This is a genomic window from Salinicola rhizosphaerae (assembly GCF_014652715.1).
GTDB classification, from domain to species: Bacteria; Pseudomonadota; Gammaproteobacteria; order Pseudomonadales; family Halomonadaceae; genus Salinicola; species Salinicola rhizosphaerae.
Genome location: NZ_BMZI01000006.1, coordinates 117511 through 139719, shown reverse-complemented (window position 1 = coordinate 139719; position 22209 = coordinate 117511). Strand labels below are relative to the sequence as shown.

Annotated in this window: 19 protein-coding genes and 1 tRNA gene; 9 read left to right on the top strand and 11 right to left on the bottom strand. The window is 63.1% G+C overall.

The window, feature by feature from the left end:
* Window positions 1-42 precede the first annotated feature (42 nt).
* Entirely contained in the window at window positions 43-603 is a 561-nt protein-coding gene (locus tag IE125_RS14055; protein ID WP_189445307.1) for a nitroreductase family protein, read from the top strand.
* A 115-nt stretch (window positions 604-718) separates the two neighbouring features.
* Window positions 719-806, top strand: a tRNA-Ser gene (locus tag IE125_RS14050).
* A 332-nt stretch (window positions 807-1138) separates the two neighbouring features.
* On the opposite strand, the gene IE125_RS14045 is transcribed toward IE125_RS14050, so the two are convergent.
* From IE125_RS14045 to pilB, 7 genes are all read right to left on the bottom strand, one after another.
* A complete protein-coding gene (locus IE125_RS14045) occupies window positions 1139-1471 on the bottom strand; it encodes a helix-turn-helix domain-containing protein (protein ID WP_189445306.1) in 333 nt (110 codons plus the stop codon).
* Entirely contained in the window at window positions 1455-1709 is a 255-nt protein-coding gene (locus IE125_RS14040; protein ID WP_189445305.1) for a type II toxin-antitoxin system RelE family toxin, read from the bottom strand. The genes IE125_RS14045 and IE125_RS14040 overlap by 17 nt, the downstream gene beginning before the upstream one ends.
* A 394-nt stretch (window positions 1710-2103) precedes the next feature.
* A complete protein-coding gene (gene yacG / locus IE125_RS14035; protein ID WP_189445304.1) occupies window positions 2104-2343 on the bottom strand; it encodes a DNA gyrase inhibitor YacG in 240 nt (79 codons plus the stop codon).
* Complete coding sequence (gene coaE / locus IE125_RS14030) at window positions 2340-2963, bottom strand: dephospho-CoA kinase (RefSeq protein WP_189445508.1); 624 nt, start codon at window positions 2961-2963, stop codon at window positions 2340-2342. Before coaE ends, yacG begins: the two co-directional genes overlap by 4 nt.
* A gap of 26 nt (window positions 2964-2989) precedes the next feature.
* A complete protein-coding gene (locus IE125_RS14025) occupies window positions 2990-3850 on the bottom strand; it encodes a prepilin peptidase (protein WP_229809123.1) in 861 nt (286 codons plus the stop codon).
* Between the two features lie 135 nt (window positions 3851-3985).
* On the bottom strand, window positions 3986-5212 hold the full coding sequence (locus IE125_RS14020; protein WP_189445303.1) for a type II secretion system F family protein: 1227 nt from the start codon (window positions 5210-5212) through the stop codon (window positions 3986-3988).
* Between the two features lie 70 nt (window positions 5213-5282).
* Window positions 5283-7010, bottom strand: a complete 1728-nt coding sequence (gene pilB, locus IE125_RS14015) for a type IV-A pilus assembly ATPase PilB (RefSeq protein WP_229809122.1) — start codon at window positions 7008-7010, stop codon at window positions 5283-5285.
* Between the two features lie 378 nt (window positions 7011-7388).
* Here pilB and IE125_RS14010 point away from each other — a divergent pair, with 378 nt between their 5' ends.
* Window positions 7389-7889, top strand: a complete 501-nt coding sequence (locus tag IE125_RS14010; RefSeq protein ID WP_189445302.1) for a pilin — start codon at window positions 7389-7391, stop codon at window positions 7887-7889.
* An 81-nt stretch (window positions 7890-7970) separates the two neighbouring features.
* Here the strand turns inward: IE125_RS14010 and IE125_RS14005 are convergent, their stop codons facing one another.
* Complete coding sequence (locus IE125_RS14005; protein ID WP_189445301.1) at window positions 7971-8255, bottom strand: hypothetical protein; 285 nt, start codon at window positions 8253-8255, stop codon at window positions 7971-7973.
* Between the two features lie 417 nt (window positions 8256-8672).
* Here IE125_RS14005 and IE125_RS14000 point away from each other — a divergent pair, with 417 nt between their 5' ends.
* Window positions 8673-10124: a TrkH family potassium uptake protein gene (locus tag IE125_RS14000; protein WP_229809121.1), complete on the top strand. Its 1452-nt coding sequence runs from the start codon at window positions 8673-8675 to the stop codon at window positions 10122-10124.
* A gap of 541 nt (window positions 10125-10665) precedes the next feature.
* On the opposite strand, the gene IE125_RS13995 is transcribed toward IE125_RS14000, so the two are convergent.
* The 3 genes from IE125_RS13995 to IE125_RS13985 form a co-directional block, all read right to left on the bottom strand.
* The gene (locus tag IE125_RS13995) at window positions 10666-11376 is read right to left on the bottom strand and encodes an RIO1 family regulatory kinase/ATPase domain-containing protein (RefSeq protein WP_189445300.1); all 711 of its coding nucleotides are present in this window, start codon (window positions 11374-11376) and stop codon (window positions 10666-10668) included.
* A gap of 329 nt (window positions 11377-11705) precedes the next feature.
* Window positions 11706-12911, bottom strand: coding sequence for a 1-acyl-sn-glycerol-3-phosphate acyltransferase (locus IE125_RS13990; RefSeq protein ID WP_189445299.1), 1206 nt, complete (start codon window positions 12909-12911; stop codon window positions 11706-11708).
* On the bottom strand, window positions 12908-13834 hold the full coding sequence (locus tag IE125_RS13985; protein WP_189445298.1) for a recombination-associated protein RdgC: 927 nt from the start codon (window positions 13832-13834) through the stop codon (window positions 12908-12910). The genes IE125_RS13990 and IE125_RS13985 overlap by 4 nt, the downstream gene beginning before the upstream one ends.
* A 210-nt stretch (window positions 13835-14044) precedes the next feature.
* Here IE125_RS13985 and IE125_RS13980 point away from each other — a divergent pair, with 210 nt between their 5' ends.
* From IE125_RS13980 to IE125_RS13960, 5 genes are all read left to right on the top strand, one after another.
* Window positions 14045-14464 carry an acyl-CoA thioesterase gene (locus IE125_RS13980; RefSeq protein ID WP_189445297.1) on the top strand — a complete coding sequence of 140 codons (420 nt, stop codon included), beginning with the start codon at window positions 14045-14047 and terminating at the stop codon, window positions 14462-14464.
* Window positions 14465-14639: 175 nt separating this feature from the next.
* A complete protein-coding gene (gene gyrA, locus IE125_RS13975) occupies window positions 14640-17363 on the top strand; it encodes a DNA gyrase subunit A (RefSeq protein ID WP_189445296.1) in 2724 nt (907 codons plus the stop codon).
* A 216-nt stretch (window positions 17364-17579) separates the two neighbouring features.
* Window positions 17580-18662 (top strand): 3-phosphoserine/phosphohydroxythreonine transaminase, encoded by a 1083-nt coding sequence (gene serC / locus IE125_RS13970; protein WP_189445295.1) that lies wholly within the window; start codon window positions 17580-17582, stop codon window positions 18660-18662.
* Window positions 18663-18838: 176 nt separating this feature from the next.
* On the top strand, window positions 18839-19939 hold the full coding sequence (gene pheA, locus IE125_RS13965; RefSeq protein WP_189445294.1) for a prephenate dehydratase: 1101 nt from the start codon (window positions 18839-18841) through the stop codon (window positions 19937-19939).
* A 2-nt stretch (window positions 19940-19941) separates the two neighbouring features.
* Complete coding sequence (locus IE125_RS13960) at window positions 19942-22173, top strand: bifunctional prephenate dehydrogenase/3-phosphoshikimate 1-carboxyvinyltransferase (protein ID WP_189445293.1); 2232 nt, start codon at window positions 19942-19944, stop codon at window positions 22171-22173.
* Window positions 22174-22209 lie beyond the last annotated feature (36 nt).

Below are 22209 nucleotides of genomic sequence, written 5' to 3'. Positions count from 1 at the left end.
TCTAGCGCGTGCATTCGCGTGACTGGCAAGGAGATGACATTCATGGACGCCCTGGAACTACTGCATCAACGCCGCTCGATGGGCAAGCTTGCCGGGCCGGCGCCCGCCGAGGAGCAGCTTGACGCCATCTATCGTGCCGCACTGCGCGCACCCGATCACAAGGAGATGACGCCGTATCGTTTCATCGAGTTCAGCGGCGAGGGGCTGGATCGCCTGGGCGAGCTGTTCGCCCGGTCCGACTATCAGGCCAATCCGCATATCGACGAGGGAGCGCTCGATTCGGCGCGCAAGAAGCCCAAACGCGCGCCGATGATCATCGCCGTGATCGCGACGATCACACCTGGCCTTTCCAAGGTGCCGCCGGTCGAGCAGATCATCTCTGCCGGCTGTGCCGCCCACGCGATGCTCTATGCGGCCTACGCGCAAGGGCTTGGCGCCATGTGGCGCACCGGGACCTATGCCCATGACAAGACCGTCTGGCAAGGTCTCGGGCTTGGCGAACACGAGGAGCTGATTGGTTATCTCTATCTGGGTCAGCCAGGCGGTCGTTATCCCGATGCGCCCGTGCGCAACCCGGGTGATTTCGTCGAGCGCAGGCGGTGAGCCCGATAAAACCCGGCGAGCGAGAAAAAATGGCTTGCGATCACAGGCTTAGGCCGATACTATGTGCGCCGTTCTGAACGCAGCGGCCAAGCCGCAGCGAGCGGAATGACAATGCGGAGAGGTGTCCGAGTGGTCGAAGGAGCACGCCTGGAAAGTGTGTAAGTCGAAAGGCTTCGAGGGTTCGAATCCCTCCCTCTCCGCCACGAATTGAAAAAAACCGGCTCAACAGCCGGTTTTTTTGTGGCCGGAATTTGGCGCAGGGAGAGGGCGGCGATGAGAACCCTCCGGTTCGCACCGAGGCGCTCCGGGTTTTGGTGTTGGGGCGCCGACACAGCGGCTGCGCGAAGCGCGCCGTTAATCCCTCCTCCTTCGCTTCATTCGTCGCCACGAATCGAAAAAAACCGGCTCAACAGCCGGTTTTTTTGTGGCCGGAATTTGACGCGAGGAGAGGGCGGCGATGAGAACTCACCGGTTGTCTCGATCGCGACTGGAAGCTGCGTAGTTTGACCTCCGTCGTTCGTTGTCAGGTGCCGAGTCACTCTTCTGACAGTTGCTCCACCGTGAGGCCGAGCGCCGTGGCAATTTTTTCCAGCGTCGGCAGGCGTGGCTTCCGCGCGGCTTCCTGTTGGGCGTAGGCCGACTGTGAAATGCCGATACGCTCCGCAACCTGGGCTTGCGTTAGCCCTAGATATCGTCGCCATGCCGCGACCATGGTGGTGTCTTCGTTCACGACAATGCCGACGACCTCGTTGGGGATCAGGTCGGGGGCGGAGTGGCTAGCCAGATAGTCTTGATACGGGATAACCACGTAGGCCGGAGCGCCATCTGGGCCATTGATGATCTGGACATTCTCAGTATGTGCGTTCATCGCGTTTTCTCACCTCCTGGATCTGCACGATTCGAATGCCACCGTCCCAATCGAACAGCACACGGTAGTTGCCAACCCGCAGGCGGTAGTCGTACTGGTGTTTCTTCAAGGCTTTGACGTTGTGAACGTCAGGCATTGCGGCGAGGGATTGAACCGCTTCATAGAGGGTGGCCTGTTGCTTTGGCGGCAGCTTCCGCAGTTGCTTGAAGGCTTTGGTTTTCCACTGGATGGTGTTCATCGCGCCCCTGTGCCCGATGACTCCATGGTATGAACATGAATAAGTATTGGCAAGAAAAATGCTTATATATCGATAAAAATGCTTATTGCTTTGCTGGCGCGCCTGGCGTCATTGACTGCAGGCTGCAGGTCTAGTCGCCATAGCCAAGATCATGCCGCACTTCGGGGCGGGCCAGCTGTAACTTCGATCTCGGCTTCCAGCCGACGCCGCACGCGGGTGTCTCGGGGTAGACGTCCGTGCGACCTTCGAGCAAGCGTGAGGCTGAATTACCCTTTGCCGCGTTACAGCCGCTGCCATTCCGAATTGGCGGCGATCAGTACGTCGTCAGCGCTGGCGTAGGTGGGGCGCAGTCGCTTGGCGTTATCGTTGGATCCGGCAGTGACGTCTCGCTTCTCTACTCGCCGCGCTCCAGGCGGTCGATCAGGTCGTCGAGCTGGGTTTCGTCCATATGCGGTTCGCCGGGGATGCGGTGGGATTCATCGGCCCAGGCGCCGAGGTCGAGCAGGCGGCAGCGCTTGGAGCAGAACGGGCGATAGGGATTGTCGGTGGTCCAGACGACCGGCGTCTGGCACTGCGGGCATTTGACGGTCAGCGGGGCGGTGCCGCTGTCGTTCGAGTCATTGCGTTGCGTCATGGGGAGATCGGTCGGTTGGATGACGAGGCCAGCTGACGATAAAGACGATCCAGCTGGGCGACACGCTCGAGTAGCGCATCCTTGTCGCCACTATTGTCGATGACGTCGTCGGCCGCTGCAAGGCGGGCCGCGCGTGGGCTCTGGGCGGCGAGAATGGCCTCGATCTGGCGTCGTGAAACGTTGTCGCGAGCGAGCGTGCGCTCGATCTGCACGGTCTCCGGCACGTCGATGACCAGTACGCGGTCGACCAATGCCCGCTGCCCCGATTCGATCAACAGCGGCGAGACCAGCAGGCAGTAAGGCGCGCCCGTCCCGGCGAGCCTCTCGAGATGCGTGATCAGCCGCTCGCGAATTCGGGGATGCGTTTCGCTTTCCAGCCAGCGTCGCTCCGCCGGCGCATCGAAGATGCGTTCGCGCAGGACTCGTCGATCCAGCGTGCCGTCGGCCTGCAATATGGCGTCGCCGTAGCGCGAATGGATCGCTTCGAGCGCAGGCTCTCCCGGCATCACGACCTCGCGGGCGACATCGTCGGCGTCGACCCAGCCCGCGCCGAGTGCGCCAAAGGCGCGAGCCACGGCGCTCTTGCCGGCGCCGATACCGCCGGTCACGCCAACGACCAGCGTGGTCGACGATTCTCTCGTGGCGCTCATGCGCCGGCTCCTATGACCAGTGCCTGATAGGCCGCCAGCAGCGGTTTGCCGGCGAGCAGAGCGAGCCAGCCCGCCAAGGCGATGTAAGGGCCAAATGGCATCGGCTGATCGCGCGCCTGTCGGCTGGTGGCGATGAGCAGTAGCCCCGCCACGGCGCCGACACCGGCGGAAATCAGCAGCAGCAGGGGCAGGCTTTGCCACCCTAGCCAGGCGCCGAGCGCGGCCATCAGTTTGAAGTCGCCGTAGCCCATGCCTTCCTTGCCGGTCGTGAGCTTGAACAGCCAGTAGACCGACCATAGCGACAGGTAGCCAGCCACCGCGCCCAGCACGGCGCTACCGAGGAACAGCGGATCGAAGCACCACTGGTACAAAAGGCCAGCCCAGAGCAGCGGTAGCGTCAGGCGGTCGGGGAGCAGTTGCGTTCGCCAATCGATGATGGCTAGCGCCAGGAGTGTCAGGCAGGCACCAAAAAGCCACAGACTTTGCCAGGAGGCACCGTGGATCGCCACGACAGTGAGCGCCAGCACGGCGGAGATCAGCTCGACCAGCGGGTACTGCGCGCTGATCGACGTCCCGCACGCGGCGCAGCGGCCGCGGCGCTTTAGCCAGCCGATCAGCGGCAGATTGTCGTGCCAGGCTATGAAGTTGCCGCAGCTAGGGCAGTGGGAGCGCGGCGTCGCAAGGTTGTAAGGCGCATCGACGTCGACCGGCAGCTCCAGCGCCTGCTGCGCCTCGGCCCGCCATTGGCGCATCAGCATTACCGGCAGGCGCACGATGACCACGTTCAAGAAACTGCCCAGTGCCGCGCCGAAGACGAACGCCAGTGGCCAGGCAAATAGAGGAGGAAAGTCTGACAACGGAAGCCCCACGGGTATCAAAAAATAGACGGCTCTAGGGTAGCGCAAATCGAGGTCAGCTACGGACTCTGTGGGTGTCGATGAGGATGGCGAGCGCGCTTTCAACAACGGCTGGTCGAGCGCAGCCGTTCTCGCTCAGATAGCCGAGCCCATCTGGAAGATCGGCAAATACATCGACGCTACCAGTCCCCCGACCATCACCCCGAGCACCACGATGATCAATGGCTCCAGCAGCGAGGTCAGAGCATCGACCTGGTTGTCGACCTCTTCTTCGTAGAACTCGGCGACCTTGTCGAGCATGGTATCCAGCTCGCCGGACTCCTCGCCGATGCTGACCATCTGCACCGCCATGACCGGGAAGACCTTGGTTCGACGCATGGCGAAGTTGAGCTGCTGACCGCTGCCGACGTCTTCCCGAATGCTATCGATGGCCCTTTGGTGAACGCGGTTGCCGGTGGCGCCGGCAGCCGTCTCGAGGGCTTCCACCAGCGGAATACCGGCGTTGAACGTCGTCGCGAGCGTGCGTGAAAACCGCGCGATCGAGCTCTTGTCGACGATGTTGCCGAGTACCGGCAGCTTGAGCATCAGATGATGCAAACGGTAGGCGAACGTCGCCGAGCGTCGCGCGCCCTGGCGGATGCCGAGAACGATCGCGATCGCGACCAGTACGGCCTGCCACCAGTAAGCCTGCGTCAGTTCCGAGAGATGGATGGTGAAGCGGGTGAAGGCGGGCAGCTCGGCGCCGAATCCGGCGAAGAGACTCTCGAACTGCGGCACGACCTTGACCAGCAGTAGGGCGGTAACCCCGATGCCGACCAGGATCACCGCGACCGGATAGTAGAGCGCCTTTTTCACACGCCCCTTGAGTGTCTCGATCTTCTCGCGGTAGCTCGCGACACGCTCGAGCATCTTGTCCAGCGCGCCGGCCTGCTCGCCGGCGGCGATCATGTTGACGAACATGCGGTCGAATCGGGCAGGATGCTTGGCCATCGCTTCCGAGAAGCTCGAGCCGGCGCTGATATCGTTGGCCAGTGTCTCGACCAGATTGCGCATGGCCGGGTTCTTGAGCGTCTCGGCGACGACCTTGCACGCCTGGAGCAGCGGTACCCCGGCGCGGATCATGGTCGCCATCTGCCGCGCGAAGAGCGTGATATCCCGCGACTTGATCCGGCCGAGGCCGAAGATGCCGGTCTTGCGCTTGATGTGCTTGACGATGATCTTCTGACGCGCGAGCTCCTGGCGGACCTCGGCGAGTTCACTCGCGATCAGTTCGCCGGAGACCGATTCACCGCGCAGATTCTTGCCGCGCCACTGCCAGCGGTGCATGACGATGCGTTTGGGCGTCTTGAGCGTGGTAGCCATGACAATGATCCTGAGGCTGTTGAAGCCGACAACGGCCGCGTCGCGCTCGAAGCGGCACGGAACTGCTGCGTCAGTCGGTCGTGACCCGGTTGATCTCCTCCAGGCTGGTCAGTCCCTGGAGTACCTTTTCGATACCGCTCTGACGTAACCCCGGATGTCCCTCCTGTCGCGCCTGCGCGGCGAGTTCCAGCGCGTGACTGTCGCCCATGATCATCTGGCTCATGGTGTCGCTGACCGGCACGACCTCGTAGAGGCCGACCCGCCCCTTGTAGCCGAGCGTGCAGTGATCACAGCCGACCGCCTGATACAGCGTGGCGTCAGCCAGTCGCTCGGGAGAAACGCCCTCTTTCAACAGGATATCGGCGGGGATATCCGCCGGCGTCTTGCAGCGTGGGCAGAGCAGACGCGCCAGACGCTGGGCGATGATCAGCGAGACCGAGCTCGCGATATTGAAGCTCGCCACGCCCATGTTGCGCAGCCGCGTCAGCGTCTCGGCGGCGGAGTTGGTGTGCAGCGTGGAGAGCACGAGATGACCGGTCTGTGCCGCCTTGACCGCGATCTCGGCCGTTTCCAGATCACGAATCTCGCCGACCATGACGACGTCCGGATCCTGGCGCAAAAAGGCGCGCAGGGCGCTGGCGAAATCGAGCCCGATGCGGGGCTGCACGTTGACCTGATTGACGCCCGGCACTTTCAGCTCGACCGGATCTTCCGCCGTGGAGATATTGCGCTCCTCGGTGTTGAGCAGATTGATGCCGGTGTAAAGCGTGACCGTCTTGCCGCTGCCGGTCGGGCCGGTGACCAGAATCATGCCCTGTGGCTCCGCCAGCGCCGCCTCGAACAGCTGCCGCTGAGGCGGTGAAAAGCCGAGAGCGTCGACGCCCCAGCTGGCGGTCTGGGCATCGAGCAGACGCAGCACGATCTTCTCGCCGAAGACGGTCGGCAGCGTGTTGACGCGGAAATCGATCGCTCGCTTGGCGTCCAGGCGCACCTTCATGGCGCCATCCTGCGGCAGCCGTCGTTCGGAGATATCCAGCCGCGCCATCACCTTGACCCGCGCCGCGAGGCGCGTGCGCAGGTTCAGCGGCGGGCGGGCGATCTCCAGCAGCATGCCGTCGACCCGGAACCGGATGCGATAGCTCACTTCATAGGGTTCGAAGTGAATGTCCGAGGCGCCACGCTGAATTGCGTCGCGCAGAATCTTGTTGACGAAGCGCACGACCGGCTCGTCGTCCTCGCCGCCCTGATCCAGTGCCGCCGCCTCCCGCTCCAGATCGACCTCCGTGCTGTCGAGCGTCAGCGACTCGGTTGCCTCGTCCAGCGCCTCGAGCATGCCCGAGGTGTGCTGATGGCGGTCGCGGCGGGCCAGCGCCTGTTCGAGCTGATCGAAGGCGACCAGCACGCCCTCGATGGCGAGTCCGGTGGTGAACTGCAGCTCATCGAGCCGGGCGAGCGTGGCCGGGAAGGCGATCGCCACCGTCAGGCGACGCTCGTCCCGCGCCAGCGGCAGCACGTGAAAGCGGCGGATCACCTTTTCCGCCACGGGTTCGACGATCGGCAGCCGCTCCCAGTCGACCTTGGCCAGATCGAGGAAGGGCAGACCATACTCCCGCGCGGCCAGTACGCCGGCTTCGCGCGCATCGACCTTGCCGCCGCGAACCAGATACTCGAGCAGCGTCTGCTCCTGCGCGCGCGCTGCCTGCTCCGCCTGCGCGCACGCCTCGGCGCCGATCAGCTGCTGCTCGACGAAGCGCCGGGCCAATCCGGTCAGTGGGCGTTGGGGCAGAACTTCCGACATCGGCATGGCCTCGGCAGGGTCAGGCGGAATGAAAGCCGTTCGACGGCGTGACGGCGGGCGGCCACGCGCGATCGACGACGCGAGCGGCAGTCGATCCGCTCCTCTCTTCATCAGGTCATGCCAGGGATATCGGCGGTGCGACTTTTTTCTTTAAGTTTTCTTGGAGGTGGCCGATAACCGGCGTGAAGTGTCACTCAAGGTAACTTTTCGTATCTATCGGCGCGCCAGGTATGCGCAGGTGTACGCGCAGGGCTCGGCGAGCGCCAGGGGGGCGCGCCGGAGAGATAAGAGAGTTGAAGACGTCCGGCAGGGCAGCGCTATCGCGGTCGCCCCCGGTTTACCTCGGCAAGGCAGGGAACCTCAATGCAGGAACAGACAATGCAAACCCCAACACCGGTCAAGGCCCGTCGCCAGGGCGGCTTCACCCTGATCGAACTCATGATCGTCGTCGCGATCATCGGCATCCTCGCCGCCATCGCGATCCCGCAGTATCAGAATTATGTCGCGCGAACTCAGGTAGCCAGGGTTGTATCTGAGTCCGGTGCTGGTCGTACCGCGGTGGAGACCTGCATCCTTAGTGGCCAAACTAGCAATACAGATTGTGAGGACGGTTTCACAGGATCGGACTTGCTGCAGGAAGTAACGGTTGACGAAACAACCTCTCTAGGTATTCCTGAGGTTGATTTTGGGGCCACCGATGGAACCACTATTACTGCGACCTTGGGCAATAATGCTGCGAGTGCAGTGAGTGGTGCGACTGTGACATGGACGCGAGACGCTACAGGCACTTGGACTTGCGCAACAGATGGAAGTGGTGTGACCGGTGGTGGTTGGGACGATTCCTACGCTCCGGTTGGGTGCCCAGTGGCGGGCGCGTGAGTTTTCCCAGGCACTTCCCAACTAGGCCGGCATTCGCCGGCCTTTCTTTTTCTTACAGCTTCCAGCTTAAAGCTTACCGCTTCAGTAAAGCGCCTTCTCCTCCCCCACCACTTCCCGCAGTACCGCCAGAAACAGCTTGTCCGCGTCCGAGTGCTCGGCGGGATCTTCCGGAATGTGCACGCTGGTCGTGGCGGAAATCTCGTTGGCGATGGCGGCCCACGCCTTGGGGTCATTGCTGCCGTCCGAATGGCGTTTGGCGATGGCGAGCGAGTTTTCGAGAATGCCGGGCTCCTGCAGCAGCTTTTTGATGAAGGCGCGCAGTTCGACAATGATCCGGTTCTTCTGCATTTCCGAGGCGGAACTCATGGGTGACTCCTTGAAGCCTGGCGCGCGGGGCGCTGTCTGACGGTGGGGGAAGTGGGGTTCGCTTGGCACAGTACGCGCACCTTAGGCCTTATCTGAAAAGTACTGCGCTTGCCCATACAGCGTTAAAAATCGGCTCAAGATGCTCATTTACACCCAGTAAACTCCGCTCTTTTGCCAATTTTTGCCTTGTCTGGCCTTCGCTCGTGGGCTTTTCAGACAAAGCCTAACACGCGCGCTGTCACTCTCGCTTTGTCGTTCCTCGTTGGCTGTCGGCTTCCGGGCGGGCGCGAACGAGGCTCGCGGTTGACCGGGGCACCGGCGCTGCCGGGGTGTGCTGGCGTCGACTTTGGCCTATCATCGCTCCATTTTGCGCGCGAGCGGAAGCGTTCGTGCGAATGGCGGGACGTGGAGGAAGCCTTGCGAGACGCCAAACCGATTTTCAAGATTTTGGCACTGCTGCTGATCGTGTTGGCGCTGTTCATGCTGCCACCGATCGTGCTGTTGGGCCTCGAGAACGATCCGGATCTGTGGGCGTTTCTCAAGTCGATGGGGCTGGTGGCGCTGGTGTCGGGCTCGCTGCTCGCCTGGACATGGGGAGCGCCGGTCGAGCTGAAGACGCGCCACATGTTCATTCTGACCACCTTGAGCTGGGTCGCGATCAGCGCCTTCGCCAGCCTGCCGCTGGTGCTGGGCGCACCGCAGCTCTCCTTCACCAACGCGGTATTCGAGTCGATTTCGGCCATTACCACGACCGGCTCGACCGTGCTCTCGGGCATCGAGAATCTTTCCGATGGCCTCAAGCTGTGGCGCGGGTTGATGCAGTGGCTTGGCGGCATCGGCATCATCGTGATGGCGATCGCGATTCTGCCGTTTCTGAAGGTGGGGGGCATGCGGCTGTTCCAGACGGAGTCCTCCGACTGGTCGGACAAGGTGCTGCCGCGGGCGGGCGGGATCGCCAAGGCCTCCACCGTGATCTATCTCGGCTTCACGCTATTGGCCATCGTCAGCTATCGCCTGGCGGGCATGGGCACGCTGGATGCGATCGTGCACGCCATGAGCTCGGTCTCGACAGGCGGCTTTGCCAACTACGATGCTTCGTTCGGTATCTATCACGATCGGCCGCTGATCCTGTGGCTCGGCTGCCTGTTCATGCTGGGCGGGGCGCTGCCATTCGTGCTCTACATTCGACTGCTGCGCGATAGCCGCGGTGCCCTGTGGCAAGACCAGCAGGTGCGCGGACTGGTGTGGCTGTTGGTGACCGTGATCGGTGCGCTGACGCTCTACCGCGTGGCGGTGTTCGCCGAGTCGCCGTTCGAGGCGCTCACCGAGGTGGCGTTCAACGTGATCTCGGTGGTCACGACGACCGGCTATGCCAGCGAGGACTACACCCAGTGGGGGCCGCTGGCGGTGACCACGTTCTTCTTCATCACCTTCGTCGGCGGCTGCAGCGGTTCGACCAGCGGCGGCGTGAAGATATTCCGCTTCCAGATCGGCGTGCTGATGCTGGTCAATCAGCTTCGCTACCTCGTGCATCCGAGCGGGATCTTCGCCCAGCGTTATAACGGGCGCCCGCTCAACGACGAAGTGGTGCGGGCGGTCATCGCTTTCACGTTCTTTTTCTTTCTGACGGTGGCGGTGCTTTCGCTGGCGCTGGCGGCCCTCGGGCTCGATATGGTCACCGCGATTACCGGCGCGGTGACCGCGCTGACCAACGTCGGCCCGGGCCTTGGCGATATCATCGGGCCGGCGGGCAACTTCGCCTCGCTGCCCGCCGCGGCCAAATGGCTGCTTTGCCTGGGCATGCTGATGGGGCGTCTGGAGATATTGACGGTGCTGGTACTGCTGATGCCGTTCTTCTGGCGCAAGTAGTGCAAAGCGAGCGCGGGGAAGGTCGATCTGGCGCCTGGCGTTGGTTCTCACTGCTTCGCGAGTTGAGCTCGTTCCGACCACCCTGGGCCGGACATGTTCGCTGGTGCCGATTCGGGTACGGGTTTTGGGTGGAGAGAGCTCTGCTCACGAAAAGAGTTTCGCAGTAGAACTCGCTCTCAGCACCCTGGGCCGGACATGTTCGCTGGTGCCGATTCGGGTACGGGTTTTGGGTGGAGAGAGCTCTGCTCACGAAAAGAGTTTCGCAGTAGAACTCGCTCCAGCCATCCTGATCCGGGTATGTTCGCTGGCGCCGATTGGGGCACGGGTTCTGGTAGGAGAGAGCTCTGCTCACTAAAAGAGTTTCGCAGTAGAACTCGCTCTCTCCATCCTGGGCCGGACATGTTCGCTGGTGCCGATTCGGGTACGGGTTCTGGTAGGAGAGAGCTCTGCTCGCGAAAAGAGTTTCGCAATAGAACTCCTTCCCACCGTCATGCTGCCACCGTTTCGCCAACGAACAGCGCTTCGGCTGCGAATTTGGGCCTCATTGGCCGCTGGCGAAGCGGGCCTTCAGTCTCGGCAGCAGCCGTTTCTTCCACACCCGTTGCGTGCGTCGAATCCAGGCCGGCTTGGCGCCGAGTCGGCGCTCATCGGCGGTCGGGTCTTCGCCGGTCAGCTTTCGCTTGAACTTGAGCACGTTGGCCATATCACTGCGCCGCATCGGTTTCAGCAGGATTCGCCATAGTCTGCCGCCGGGCAAATACAGGGCGGAGGCGAAATCGATCAGCACCAGGCGCCCGCCGTTGACGATGACGTTCGAACCTCGCATATCGTTATGGACGATCGAGGCGGCGTGCAGCGTGCTCATCACGGTCATCAACTGGGCGAAATGGAGTGGATTGGCCGGGGTGAGCGAATCGCTGAGCATCTCGCCGGGCACGTATTCCATCAGCATGGCGAGCTTGCCGACGTGGCCGACTACGCGTGGCGAGTGCGGCCACGCTCGCAGCCGTTCGAGCATGTGCGTCTCATGGCGGATCAGCAGCCGAGCCGGAAGCGCCATCCAGCTGCCGGCATGGCGTCGATAATCTTTCATGACCGCCGGCTTGCCTTCATACGCGACCAGGACGACATCGGCCTTGAGCAGGCCGTGACCGCGTTGCAGAACGATGGGAGAGTGCGGTGGCTGCGTGAAGCCCATGCCGGCAGGACTTGGCGCCGTGACGAGTCTGTCGAGATCGGGTAGGGAGCCCATGGGAATATAACCTGGCTAATTAGATTGCTAACTTTAAGTTTATTGTAAGAAAACGTCGTTCACGGCGCCAGGACCGTTTGTCGCGGCGGTCGTTACGAGCGACGAGATGCGGGCGATGAGCGACGAGATGCGGGCGATGAGCGACGAGATGTGAGCGACGAGCGACGAGCTACGAAAGACGAGATGCGAGACGTGAGCTGGTGATGCGCTCGTGCGCGGCTCCGGGTGTCGAATGCCAGAACGCTGGCATCGGGCCCCGACGGGAGCGGGAGGCGTAAGGAGAGGCGAAGGCGCCATCGGTTGGCGCCTTCGAGGGTTCGTCCGCGAGATCAGTCGTCGCGGCGTTCGGCGCGGCCGGCGCGATTGAGGATCGGGTTGGCGTACTGCATCAGCCACCAGTGGCGCAGGGCCTCCGGTACCTTGGCGAGCCGGCTCTCGAATCGCTCGCGGTCCTCAGGGGTTACCGCGGACAGATCGACCAGGTCCGGGGCCAGCCCTGTCGCTGCCAGCGCCAGCTGGTGACTGGGGAAGAGTGGATAGTGCTCGAGCACTTGGCGGTCGATCTCTTCGGCAACGGCGTCAGGTGTCTCGAAGTCGGCGTCGAGCGGTGTGCCGAAGGCGAGTTTGACGCGCCCCTTGTCACCGACGATGCCGGCGACGATCGAGAAGATATCCTCGAACTCGACCTTCTGATAGCGGCCATCCGTCTCCTTGGCGTGGAGTTCTCGCGCCTTGTTGAGATCGCACGGATCGAACTCGTAGCTGATCGACACCGGCACGATCTTGAGCTCCCGCACGGCGCGGCCGATATCGCTGTCGGCCTCTTCCTGGCGTCGTGCCATGCACAGCATCTTGACGATCGCGCTGTCGGTGCGGTCGATCCCATCCTTGGCGCGCCCTTCGCGCTGCGCAAGCCACACCGAATGGTTGTCGTCGGTGATCGAGTGGCGAATATAGCCGGAGAGCGATTGATAGGCCGCGAGCATGGCGCGTTTGCCCTTGGCCGAGCGCGGCACGATGAAGCTCTTGTTGAGCCGCATCAGATCGGTGACGAAAGGCTTCTGCAGCAGATTGTCGCCGATCGCGATGCGCACCGTATCGTGCCCCTCGACGTGCAGCGCATAGTTGACGAAGGCCGGGTCGAGGGCGATATCCCGGTGGTTGCCAATGAATAGATAGGCCTGGTCTTTCGACAGCCTGTCCAGCCCCTCGACGCTGAAGCCGCGCGTGGTCTGGCTGATCATGCGCGCCATGTAGTCGGCGATGCGCAGCTGGAAGTCACGAATGCTGGAGACGCCGCGCATCTCGCGCTGCAGGCGAAAGCTGACGATGGCCCGCGCCACCGGCCCGGCGAATCGGGCCAGGCGCGGCAGACGATAGCGCGTGATCGCATCGAGCAGCTCGCTATCGTGAGCGAGGCGAGCGAGCACCGCTTTCACCTCGTCGTCGTGATAGGGGCGAATGTCGGCGAAGCGATCGAGATCGATCGCCGCCTCGGCGCTGTTCGGATTATCGGTGTGCGAATTCTGCGTCATGGTGTCGGTGTGGCAGGATCGGCCTCGCCGCCAAGCCATTCGAGCAGCTGCTCGACGAAGGTGGCGAGCGTCTGTGACATGAGCGCAAAGTCCGTTTCCAGGCGCACGGCGGGGTCGTCTCCGTCTTCGCTCTGGCTGGCTTCATCCAGCAGGGCGTCGTCGAAGGCGAGTGACTTGAGTGCCAGATCGTCATGCAGCACGGTGCGCAGCTGTCCTTCGCTGCCCAGGCTGAGACGGCTGGCCTGACGGCCGTTCTCGAGCAGTGATTGTATCTCTTCACTGTCGAGATCGACCTGGCGGGCACGCAGTACGCCATCGTCCTCTGCCGCGCGAAGTTCCACCTGGTCGCCGAGCAGCAGGCTGGCGGGGCGGCTGCTGGCGTCGCTGAGCCATTGGGTCATTCCCTTGGCCGGCGGCGTCTTCGTCGTCAGCGGCGTGACCTTGAGCGACCCCAGCGTCTGGCGCAGCAGGTCGAGAACCTCCTCGGCGCGCTTGCGACTCGAAGCGTTGATGCCGATGAGATGGCGGCGAGTATCCCACCACAGTTCCACGCGCTGAGTGCGAGTGAAGGCCTGCGGCAGCAACTCTTCCATCACCTGCTCCTTGAGCAGCTGGCGCTCGCGCCGGGTCAGCGGCTGGCCCTCGGCCTGCTCGCGCGCCTCGCGCCGCTCGTTGACCTCTTCGTTGATCACGGCGGCGGGCAGCAGACGCTCCTGGCGCAGCATGGCCAGTAGCCGATGGCCCTGAATCTCATGCGCGCGCTGCTCGCTGCGGTTGCCGGCGGGCGCGCTCCAGCCGACGCGACGTGCTTCGCGCGGAGAGACCGGGCGAAACGCAAATTCTGCCAGCGCGGTTTCCAGATCCTCCAGCGGGAGGATCTCGACGTCATGGCAGCGATAAAGATGACAGTGCTTGAACCACATACGTCCGTTCCGTTTGAAAGGAGGCACATTATGGCGAAACGACCCTGGTGTTACCACCGAGCTAGACCATCGACATTTGCGGCCGTGTTTCAAACGAGCGTATGTTTTCGTGAGCTTCGAGCTTCGAGCTTCGAGCTGCGAGCTGCGAGCTAAGACGGTGTTGGTCGGACGACAGCGGACAGGAACACGGAGGGTGTCATGGAGAGCGGCATGGATTCTCGAATCACGGTGACAGAGTTGCGGGTGCGCGGGTTTCATCTCGATGGCTACGGCCATGTCAATCACGCGCGCTATCTGGAGTTTCTCGAGGAGGGCCGCTGGGCGTTCGTCGACGATCATGCCGAGTTCGCCGCGGCGCTGGCCGAGGGCGTGGCGCTGGTTGCGGTCAATCTCAACATCGATTACCGCCGGGCGGCGGTGATGAACGATGATCTCGTCGTCGAGACCTGGCTATCTCGTCTCGGTGGACGCAGCGGCGGCGTCGGCCATCGGATCCTCCACCGACAGAGCGGCGATGTCTTGGTCGAGGCAATGCTGACGTTCGTGCTGCTCGATCAGCGCTCTGGCAATGTCATCGCGTTCGACGGCGAGTGGCGCGAGCGTCTGGCGCCGCTGGTCATCGAACGTTGACAACGCCGACTGGGGGCGCGGCGATGCGTCCTCTGCAAGCCTGCCTTTGGAAGCCCTGAAATGGTATGATCCCGAGATTGCGCGGCTGCGTCAGGCAGTCGTGTTGTCGGGGCTTCATTAACGCTGCCACGGTCGCTTGACGATCGTGGCAGCGGCGCAAAGGATTTGACGACCCATGGGTGATATCGCCAGAGAGATTCTGCCAGTCAACATCGAGGATGAGCTCAAGCAGTCCTATCTGGACTACGCGATGAGCGTCATCATCGGGCGCGCGCTGCCCGACGTCCGCGATGGCTTGAAGCCGGTGCATCGGCGCGTTCTCTACGCGATGCACGAGCTGAGCAACGACTGGAACAAACCATACAAGAAGTCGGCGCGTGTGGTCGGCGACGTGATCGGTAAGTATCACCCCCACGGTGACAGCGCGGTCTACGACACCATCGTACGCATGGCGCAGCACTTTTCGATGCGCCACGTACTGGTCGACGGTCAGGGCAATTTCGGTTCCATCGACGGCGACAACGCGGCGGCAATGCGTTACACCGAGGTGCGCATGGCGCGGCTCTCGCACGAGCTGCTGGCCGATCTCGAGAAGGATACCGTCGACTGGGTCGACAACTACGACGGTACCGAGCGCATTCCCGAGGTATTGCCGACCAAGGTCCCCAATCTGCTGATCAACGGGGCCTCCGGCATCGCCGTCGGCATGGCGACCAACATCCCGCCGCACAACATGGTGGAGGTGATCAACGGCTGTCTGGCGCTGATCGAGGATTACACGCTCTCGGTCGATGACCTGATGGAGTACATCCCCGGCCCCGATTTTCCTACCGCCGGCATCATCAATGGTCGCGCCGGTATTCTCGAAGCGTACCGTACCGGTCGCGGGCGCATCTATGTGCGCGCCAAGCATACGGTCGAGTTCGACAAGAAGAGCGGACGCGACCAGATCGTCATCACCGAGCTGCCGTATCAGGTCAATAAGGCGCGCCTGATCGAGAAGATCGCCGAGCTGGTCAAGGACAAACGCGTCGAGGGCATTGCCGAACTTCGCGATGAGTCCGACAAGGACGGCCTGCGCGTGGTGATCGAGATCAAGCGCGGCGAGTCCGGTGATGTGGTGGTCAACAACCTGTTTGCCCACACTCAGCTCGAGACCGTTTTCGGCATCAATATCGTCGCGCTCGACGATGGCCAGCCCAAGACGTTGAATCTCAAGGAGCTGCTGGAAGCTTTCGTGCGCCACCGCCGCGAGGTGGTGACCCGGCGCACGCTCTACGAACTGAAGAAGGCGCGCGAGCGCGGTCACATCCTCGAAGGTCTCACGGTCGCGATCTCCAACATCGACGAGGTGATAGAGCTGATCAAGGCCTCGCCGAACGCGGCCGAAGCGAAAGAGAAGCTGCTGGCGCGCGAGTGGCAGCCGGGGCAGGTGACCGGCATGCTGGATCGCGCCGGGGCGACTTCCTGCAAGCCCGAGGATCTGGAAGAGGGCTACGGCCTCAACGATGACCGTTCCCAGTATCGCCTGTCTCCGGCCCAGGCGCAGGCCATTCTCGAGCTGCGCCTGCATCGCCTGACCGGTCTGGAAACCGAGAAGCTGCTCGACGAGTATCTGAGCATTCTCGAGAAGATCGCCGAGCTGAACCACATCCTGGCCTCGCCCGAGCGCCTGCTCGAGGTCATCCGCGAAGAGCTCGAGGCCATTCGCGACCAGTATGGCGACGAGCGCCGCACCGAAATTCATACCAGCCGTCTCGACCTGAGAATGGAGGACCTGATCGCCGAGGAGGACATGGTGGTCACGCTCTCCCGCGGCGGCTATGCCAAGACGCAGCCGATCTCCGACTATCAGGCGCAGAAGCGCGGCGGGCGCGGCAAGTCGGCGACCAGCATGAAGGATGAAGACGTCATCGAGCACCTGGTGGTGGCTTCGACGCACGACACCATGCTGCTGTTCTCCAATCGCGGCAAGGTGTACTGGCTCAAGACCTACGAGATGCCGAATGCCAGCCGGGGCTCGCGCGGCAAGCCGCTGGTCAATCTGCTGCCGCTCGACGCCGACGAGGCGATCAATGCGATTCTGCCGGTGCGTGAATACAACCCGGACAGCTACATCTTCTTCGCCACGGCGAGCGGCACGGTCAAGCGCACGACGCTCGACCAGTTCTCGCGGCCGCGCAGCGTCGGTCTGATCGCGATCGATCTCGACGAGGGCGATCGCCTGGTCGGCGCCGCGATCACTTCCGGCTCGGATCACGTGATGCTGCTCTCTTCCAACGGCAAGGCGATTCGCTTCGAAGAGGGTAACGTGCGCTCGATGGGCCGCACGGCGCGCGGCGTGCGTGGCATGCGCCTCGCTGATGGCGCCGAAGTGATCAGCCTGATCATTCCGCAGAGCCAGACCATCGATGCCGATGCCGACAACGAAAGCGATGCCGCAGCGGATGACGGCAACCAGGTTGGCGACGAGCAGATCTACATCCTGACCGCGTCACAGAATGGCTACGGCAAGCGCACGCGGCTCGAGGAGTTCCCGATTCGCGGCCGCGGTGGCCAGGGCGTGATCGCCATGCAGACCACGGCGCGCAACGGCGCGCTGGTGGCGGCCATGCAGGTGCGCTCGAGCGACGAGATGATGCTGATCACCGACCGTGGCACGCTGGTGCGCACGCGAGTGGCCGAGGTCTCCATCAGCTCGCGCAATACGCAGGGCGTCACGCTGATTCGAACCGGTGAAGGCGAAAGCCTGGTCAAGACGGTGCGGGTCGACGAGCCCCAGGAAGACGAGCTGGCTGAAGACGAAGTGGCTATCGATGACGCCGGGGCGGTTGCGGGTGACGAGAGCGCGGCGTCCGGCGATACGGACGCCGGCAACGAGCCGAAAGACGACGCCTGAGGGCGTCGTCAAGCCGGTTCGGCGGTATCACGTCTTGGGTGCGAACCCGCGACGAGAACGAGCCGGTAGCGGGCAGCGATCGGTAGTCGAAAAGCATCGGTAGTGGAAAACGATCGGTAGTCGGAAACAATCAGTAGTGGGGACGACGTCCCGTGGCGGATCCGATGCCGTCGCCGGGCGTCTTTCTCGGTTTCAACGAATCAGGAATCCCTGGCAATGACACGTCTGCACAACTTCTGTGCTGGTCCCGCGGCGATGCCGACGGCTGTTCTGGAACGCGCTCGCGACGAAATGCTCGACTATCAGGGGCTGGGCCTGTCGGTGATGGAGATGAGTCACCGCAGCCCGGTTTTCGAAGGCATCGCCGCGCGAGCGGAGCGCGATCTGCGCGAGCTGCTGGCGATTCCCGACAACTACCGCGTTCTGTTCATGCAGGGCGGCGCCACCCTGCAGTTCGCCTGCGTGCCGTTGAATCTGCTCGGGTCGGGCGGGACGCCGAACTATCTGGATACCGGCATCTGGTCGGCCAAGGCAATCAAGGAAGCGAAGCATCTTGCCGGTGCGCACATCGCGGGTTCGACGCAGGGCAATGGCTATGTGCATGTGCCGCGCCCGGACGACATTGCGCTGTCGAGCGATGCCGCCTACCTGCATTACTGTCATAACGAGACCATCGGTGGGTTGGCGTTCGATTATGTGCCGGAGGTCGATGTGCCGCTGGTTTGCGACATGTCCTCCTCGATTCTGTCCACGCCGATCGACGTCAGCCGGTATGGCGTCATCTACGCCGGCGCGCAGAAGAACATCGGCCCGGCGGGGATCACCGTCGTCATCGTGCGCGACGATCTGCTCGAGCGCGCGATACCCACCGCGCCGTCTCTGCTGGGCTGGAAGGTCTACGCCGACAACGACTCGATGATCAACACGCCGCCCACGTATGCCTGGTATCTGGCCGGCCTGGTCTTCGATTGGCTCAAGAACGATGTCGGCGGCGTGGCCGAGATGGAGGCGATCAACCGCCGCAAGTGCGAGGCTCTCTACGCCGCGATCGACGGTAGCGATTTCTATGCCAATCCGATCGAGCCGGCGAACCGTTCGATCATGAACGTGCCATTCACGCTGGCCGACGATGCGCTCAATGGTCGCTTCCTCGAAGAGGCCGAAGCCGCAGGGCTGCTCAATCTGAAAGGCCACCGCAGTGTCGGCGGCATGCGTGCCAGTTTCTACAATGCCGTGACCGAGGCGGACGTGCGGGCGCTGGTCGCCTTCATGCAGGATTTCGAGCGGCGTTGCGGTTGAGCGACGCTGCGGTTGAGCTGCGCTGTCGTCTGGCGGTCGTGAGGCACCACAGGTGCTGACGTTTCGTTACGCGCTTTTCGACGGGCGCCGTGTAAGATTTTAAAGACAGACTGGTCGAGGGCGCCTCTTCAGGCGCCCTCGCTTTGATCCAGTCATCGTGTTGCCGGGAAATGACTATGAGTGACAAGCCCACTCCGGGGCCGGATCTGGCCGATCTGCGCCAGCGTATCGATACCATCGACAGCGAGCTGCTGCGCCTGATCAGCGAACGGGCGGCCTGCGCGCAGGAAGTGGCGCACGTGAAAACGGCCGACGATCCCGATGCCGTCTTCTACCGCCCCGAGCGGGAGGCACAGGTGCTGCGCCGGGTCATGGAGAACAATCCCGGACCGCTGCACGGGGAAGAGATGGCACGCCTTTTCCGCGAGATCATGTCGGCGTGTCTGGCGCTCGAGAAGCCGATCAAGGTCGCGTTTCTGGGGCCGGAAGGCACCTTCACGCAACAGGCGGCGCTGAAGCACTTTGGCCACAGCGCCATCAGCCGGCCGATGGCCGCTATCGATGAAGTCTTTCGCGAAGTCGAGGCTGGAGCGGTCAATTACGGCGTCGTGCCGGTGGAAAACTCGACCGAGGGTGTGGTCAACAATACGCTCGACTCGTTCATGGACTCGGGGCTGCATATCAGCGGCGAGGTGGTGTTGCGCATTCATCACCATCTGCTGATCTCGAGCATCACGCGCCAGGACAAGATCTCGCGAATCTACTCGCACCCGCAGTCGTTCGCGCAGTGTCGCAAGTGGCTCGATGCGCACTACCCGCACGCCGAGCGTATCGCGGTCTCCTCCAACGCCGAAGCGGCGCGCATGGTCAAGACCGAGTGGCATAGTGCGGCGATCGCCGGGGATATGGCGGCGCAGCTCTACGGACTCGATCACGTCGCCGAGAAGATCGAAGACCGCCCCGACAACTCGACCCGCTTCCTCATCATCGGTAACGAGTCCGTGCCGCCCTCGGGCAATGACAAGACGTCGCTGGTGGTCGCCATGCGTAACGAGCCTGGCGTGCTGCACGAACTGCTCGAGCCGTTTCATCGTCATCATGTCGACCTCACCCGGCTCGAGACACGGCCCTCGCGGACCGGTGCCTGGAACTATGTCTTCTTCATCGACTTCAAGGGACACATGGAGCAACCCGAGATCGCCAGCGCGCTCGAAGAGGTCAAGCAGCGGGCTTCCGACATGAAGGTGCTGGGTTCCTACCCGGTCGGTGTGCTCTGAGGATGCGGTCAACGACGACAAGTTCGGCGGCCGTGCTGATCGTCGGTCTCGGCATGATCGGCGGCTCGCTTGCCGCGGCGTTGAAGGCAAGCGCGTATCAGGGGCGCGTCCTGGCCTGTGATCGAGACCCGGAGGAGATCGCCAAGGGGCTCGAGATGGGCGTGATCGATGCTGGCGGGCCAGAGCTGGAAACCTGGGTCGCGCAGAGCGACATCGTCGTGCTGGCGGTGCCGGTGCTGGCGATGGCGAGCGTGTTCGAGCGACTGGCGGGCTGTCTGGGCGAGCGCATACTGACCGATGTCGGCAGCACCAAGGGTGTCGTCTGCGAGGCGGCGGCGCAGGCGTTCGGCGCGCTACCGACGCGCTTCGTGCCCGGCCATCCGATTGCCGGTTCCGAGAAGAGCGGCGTCGCTGCCGCCAACCCTGCGCTCTACCGGCGTCATAAGGTGATCCTGACGCCGCAGCCCGAGGCCGATCGCGATGCCGTGGATCAGGTGCGCGCGCTGTGGCAGGGCTGCGGTGCCGAGGTGCTCGAGATGTCGGTCGCGCGCCACGATCAGGTGCTGGCGCGTACCAGTCATCTGCCGCACATGCTGGCATTTTCTCTGGTCGACACGCTGGCGCGTCAGGACGAGCGGCTGGAGATATTCCGCTACGCCGCGGGCGGGTTTCGCGATTTCACCCGCATCGCGGGCAGCGATCCTGTCATGTGGCGTGACATCTTCTGCGCCAATCGGGAGGCATTGCTGGGCGCCCTGGACGAGTTCGAGGCGGGCCTTTCGCGGCTGCGGCGTGCGGTGGAGCAGGGCGACAGCGACGCCATGCTGGGAACGTTCGATCGCGCCAGCCATGCGCGACACCATTTCGAAACGCTGTTGAATCAGACGAGTTATCAGACCATGGAAGCACGGCAGGTTCAGTACGAAGTCTCTCCCGGGGGAGCGGTCAACGGACGCATTCGCGTGCCTGGCGACAAGTCCATCTCCCACCGTTCGATCATGCTCGGCGCACTTGCCAACGGCGTGACCGAGGTCAAGGGCTTTCTCGAAGGTGAGGATAGCCTGGCGACGCTGCAGGCGTTTCGCGATATGGGAGTCGCTATCGAAGGACCCTATCAGGGGCGAGTGACGATTCACGGGGTTGGCCTGCATGGCCTGACGAAGCCCGCCGGCCCGATCTATGTCGGCAACTCGGGAACGGCGATGCGCCTGTTCGCTGGCCTGCTCGCGGGGCAGGAGTTCGACACCGAGCTGACCGGCGATGCCTCGCTGACCAAGCGCCCGATGGCGCGGGTGGCGGATCCGCTGCGCCTGATGGGCGCTCGGATCGATACCGCCGAGGGCGGCCGGCCGCCGTTGAAGATTCATGGTGGTCAGCCGCTCAAGGGCATCGATTACGACATGCCGATGGCGAGCGCACAGGTCAAATCCTGTCTGCTGCTGGCCGGCCTCTACGCCAAGGGCGAAACCCGCGTTCGCGAGCCCGCGCCAACGCGCGATCACACCGAGCGCATGCTCAATGGCTTCGGCTACCCGGTGGCGCGCGAGGGTGACCTGGCGAAGCTGCAGGGCGGCGGGGCGCTGACCAGTGCACCGATCGATGTACCGTCGGACATTTCGTCGGCGACCTTTTTTCTGGTCGCGGCGGCGATCACCCCGGGCTCGGATCTGGTGCTCGAGCATGTCGGCGTCAATCCGACTCGCATCGGCGTGATCAATATTCTCAAGCAGATGGGGGCGGATCTGCGGCTGGAGAATCCGCGAGAGGTCGGCGGCGAGCCGGTCGCCGATCTGCACATTCGCCATGCACCGCTCAAGGGTATCGACATTCCGGTCGACCAGGTGCCGCTCGCGATCGACGAGTTTCCGGCGCTGTTCGTCGCGGCGGCCAACGCCGAGGGAACGACGCGCCTGCGAGGCGCCGAAGAGCTTCGCGTCAAGGAGTCCGATCGTATCAAGGCGATGGCCGATGGGCTCGAGATCCTCGGTGTCGAGACGACCGTCTACCCGGACGGTATCGATGTCGTCGGCAAGGGCGGAGACCAGCCGAACTATGGTGGCGGTCAGGTAGACAGTCTGGGCGATCATCGTATCGCGATGGCGTTCACCGTCGCCGCGCTGCGCGCCAGCGCACCGATCGTCATCGATGACTGTGCCAACGTGGCAACGTCGTTCCCCGGTTTCGTCGATCTGGCGAATCGGGTCGGGCTGACGCTTGTGCAAACCACGCGCTGAGTTCGGCAACGTATCACCCGGCACGCGAGTGAAGAC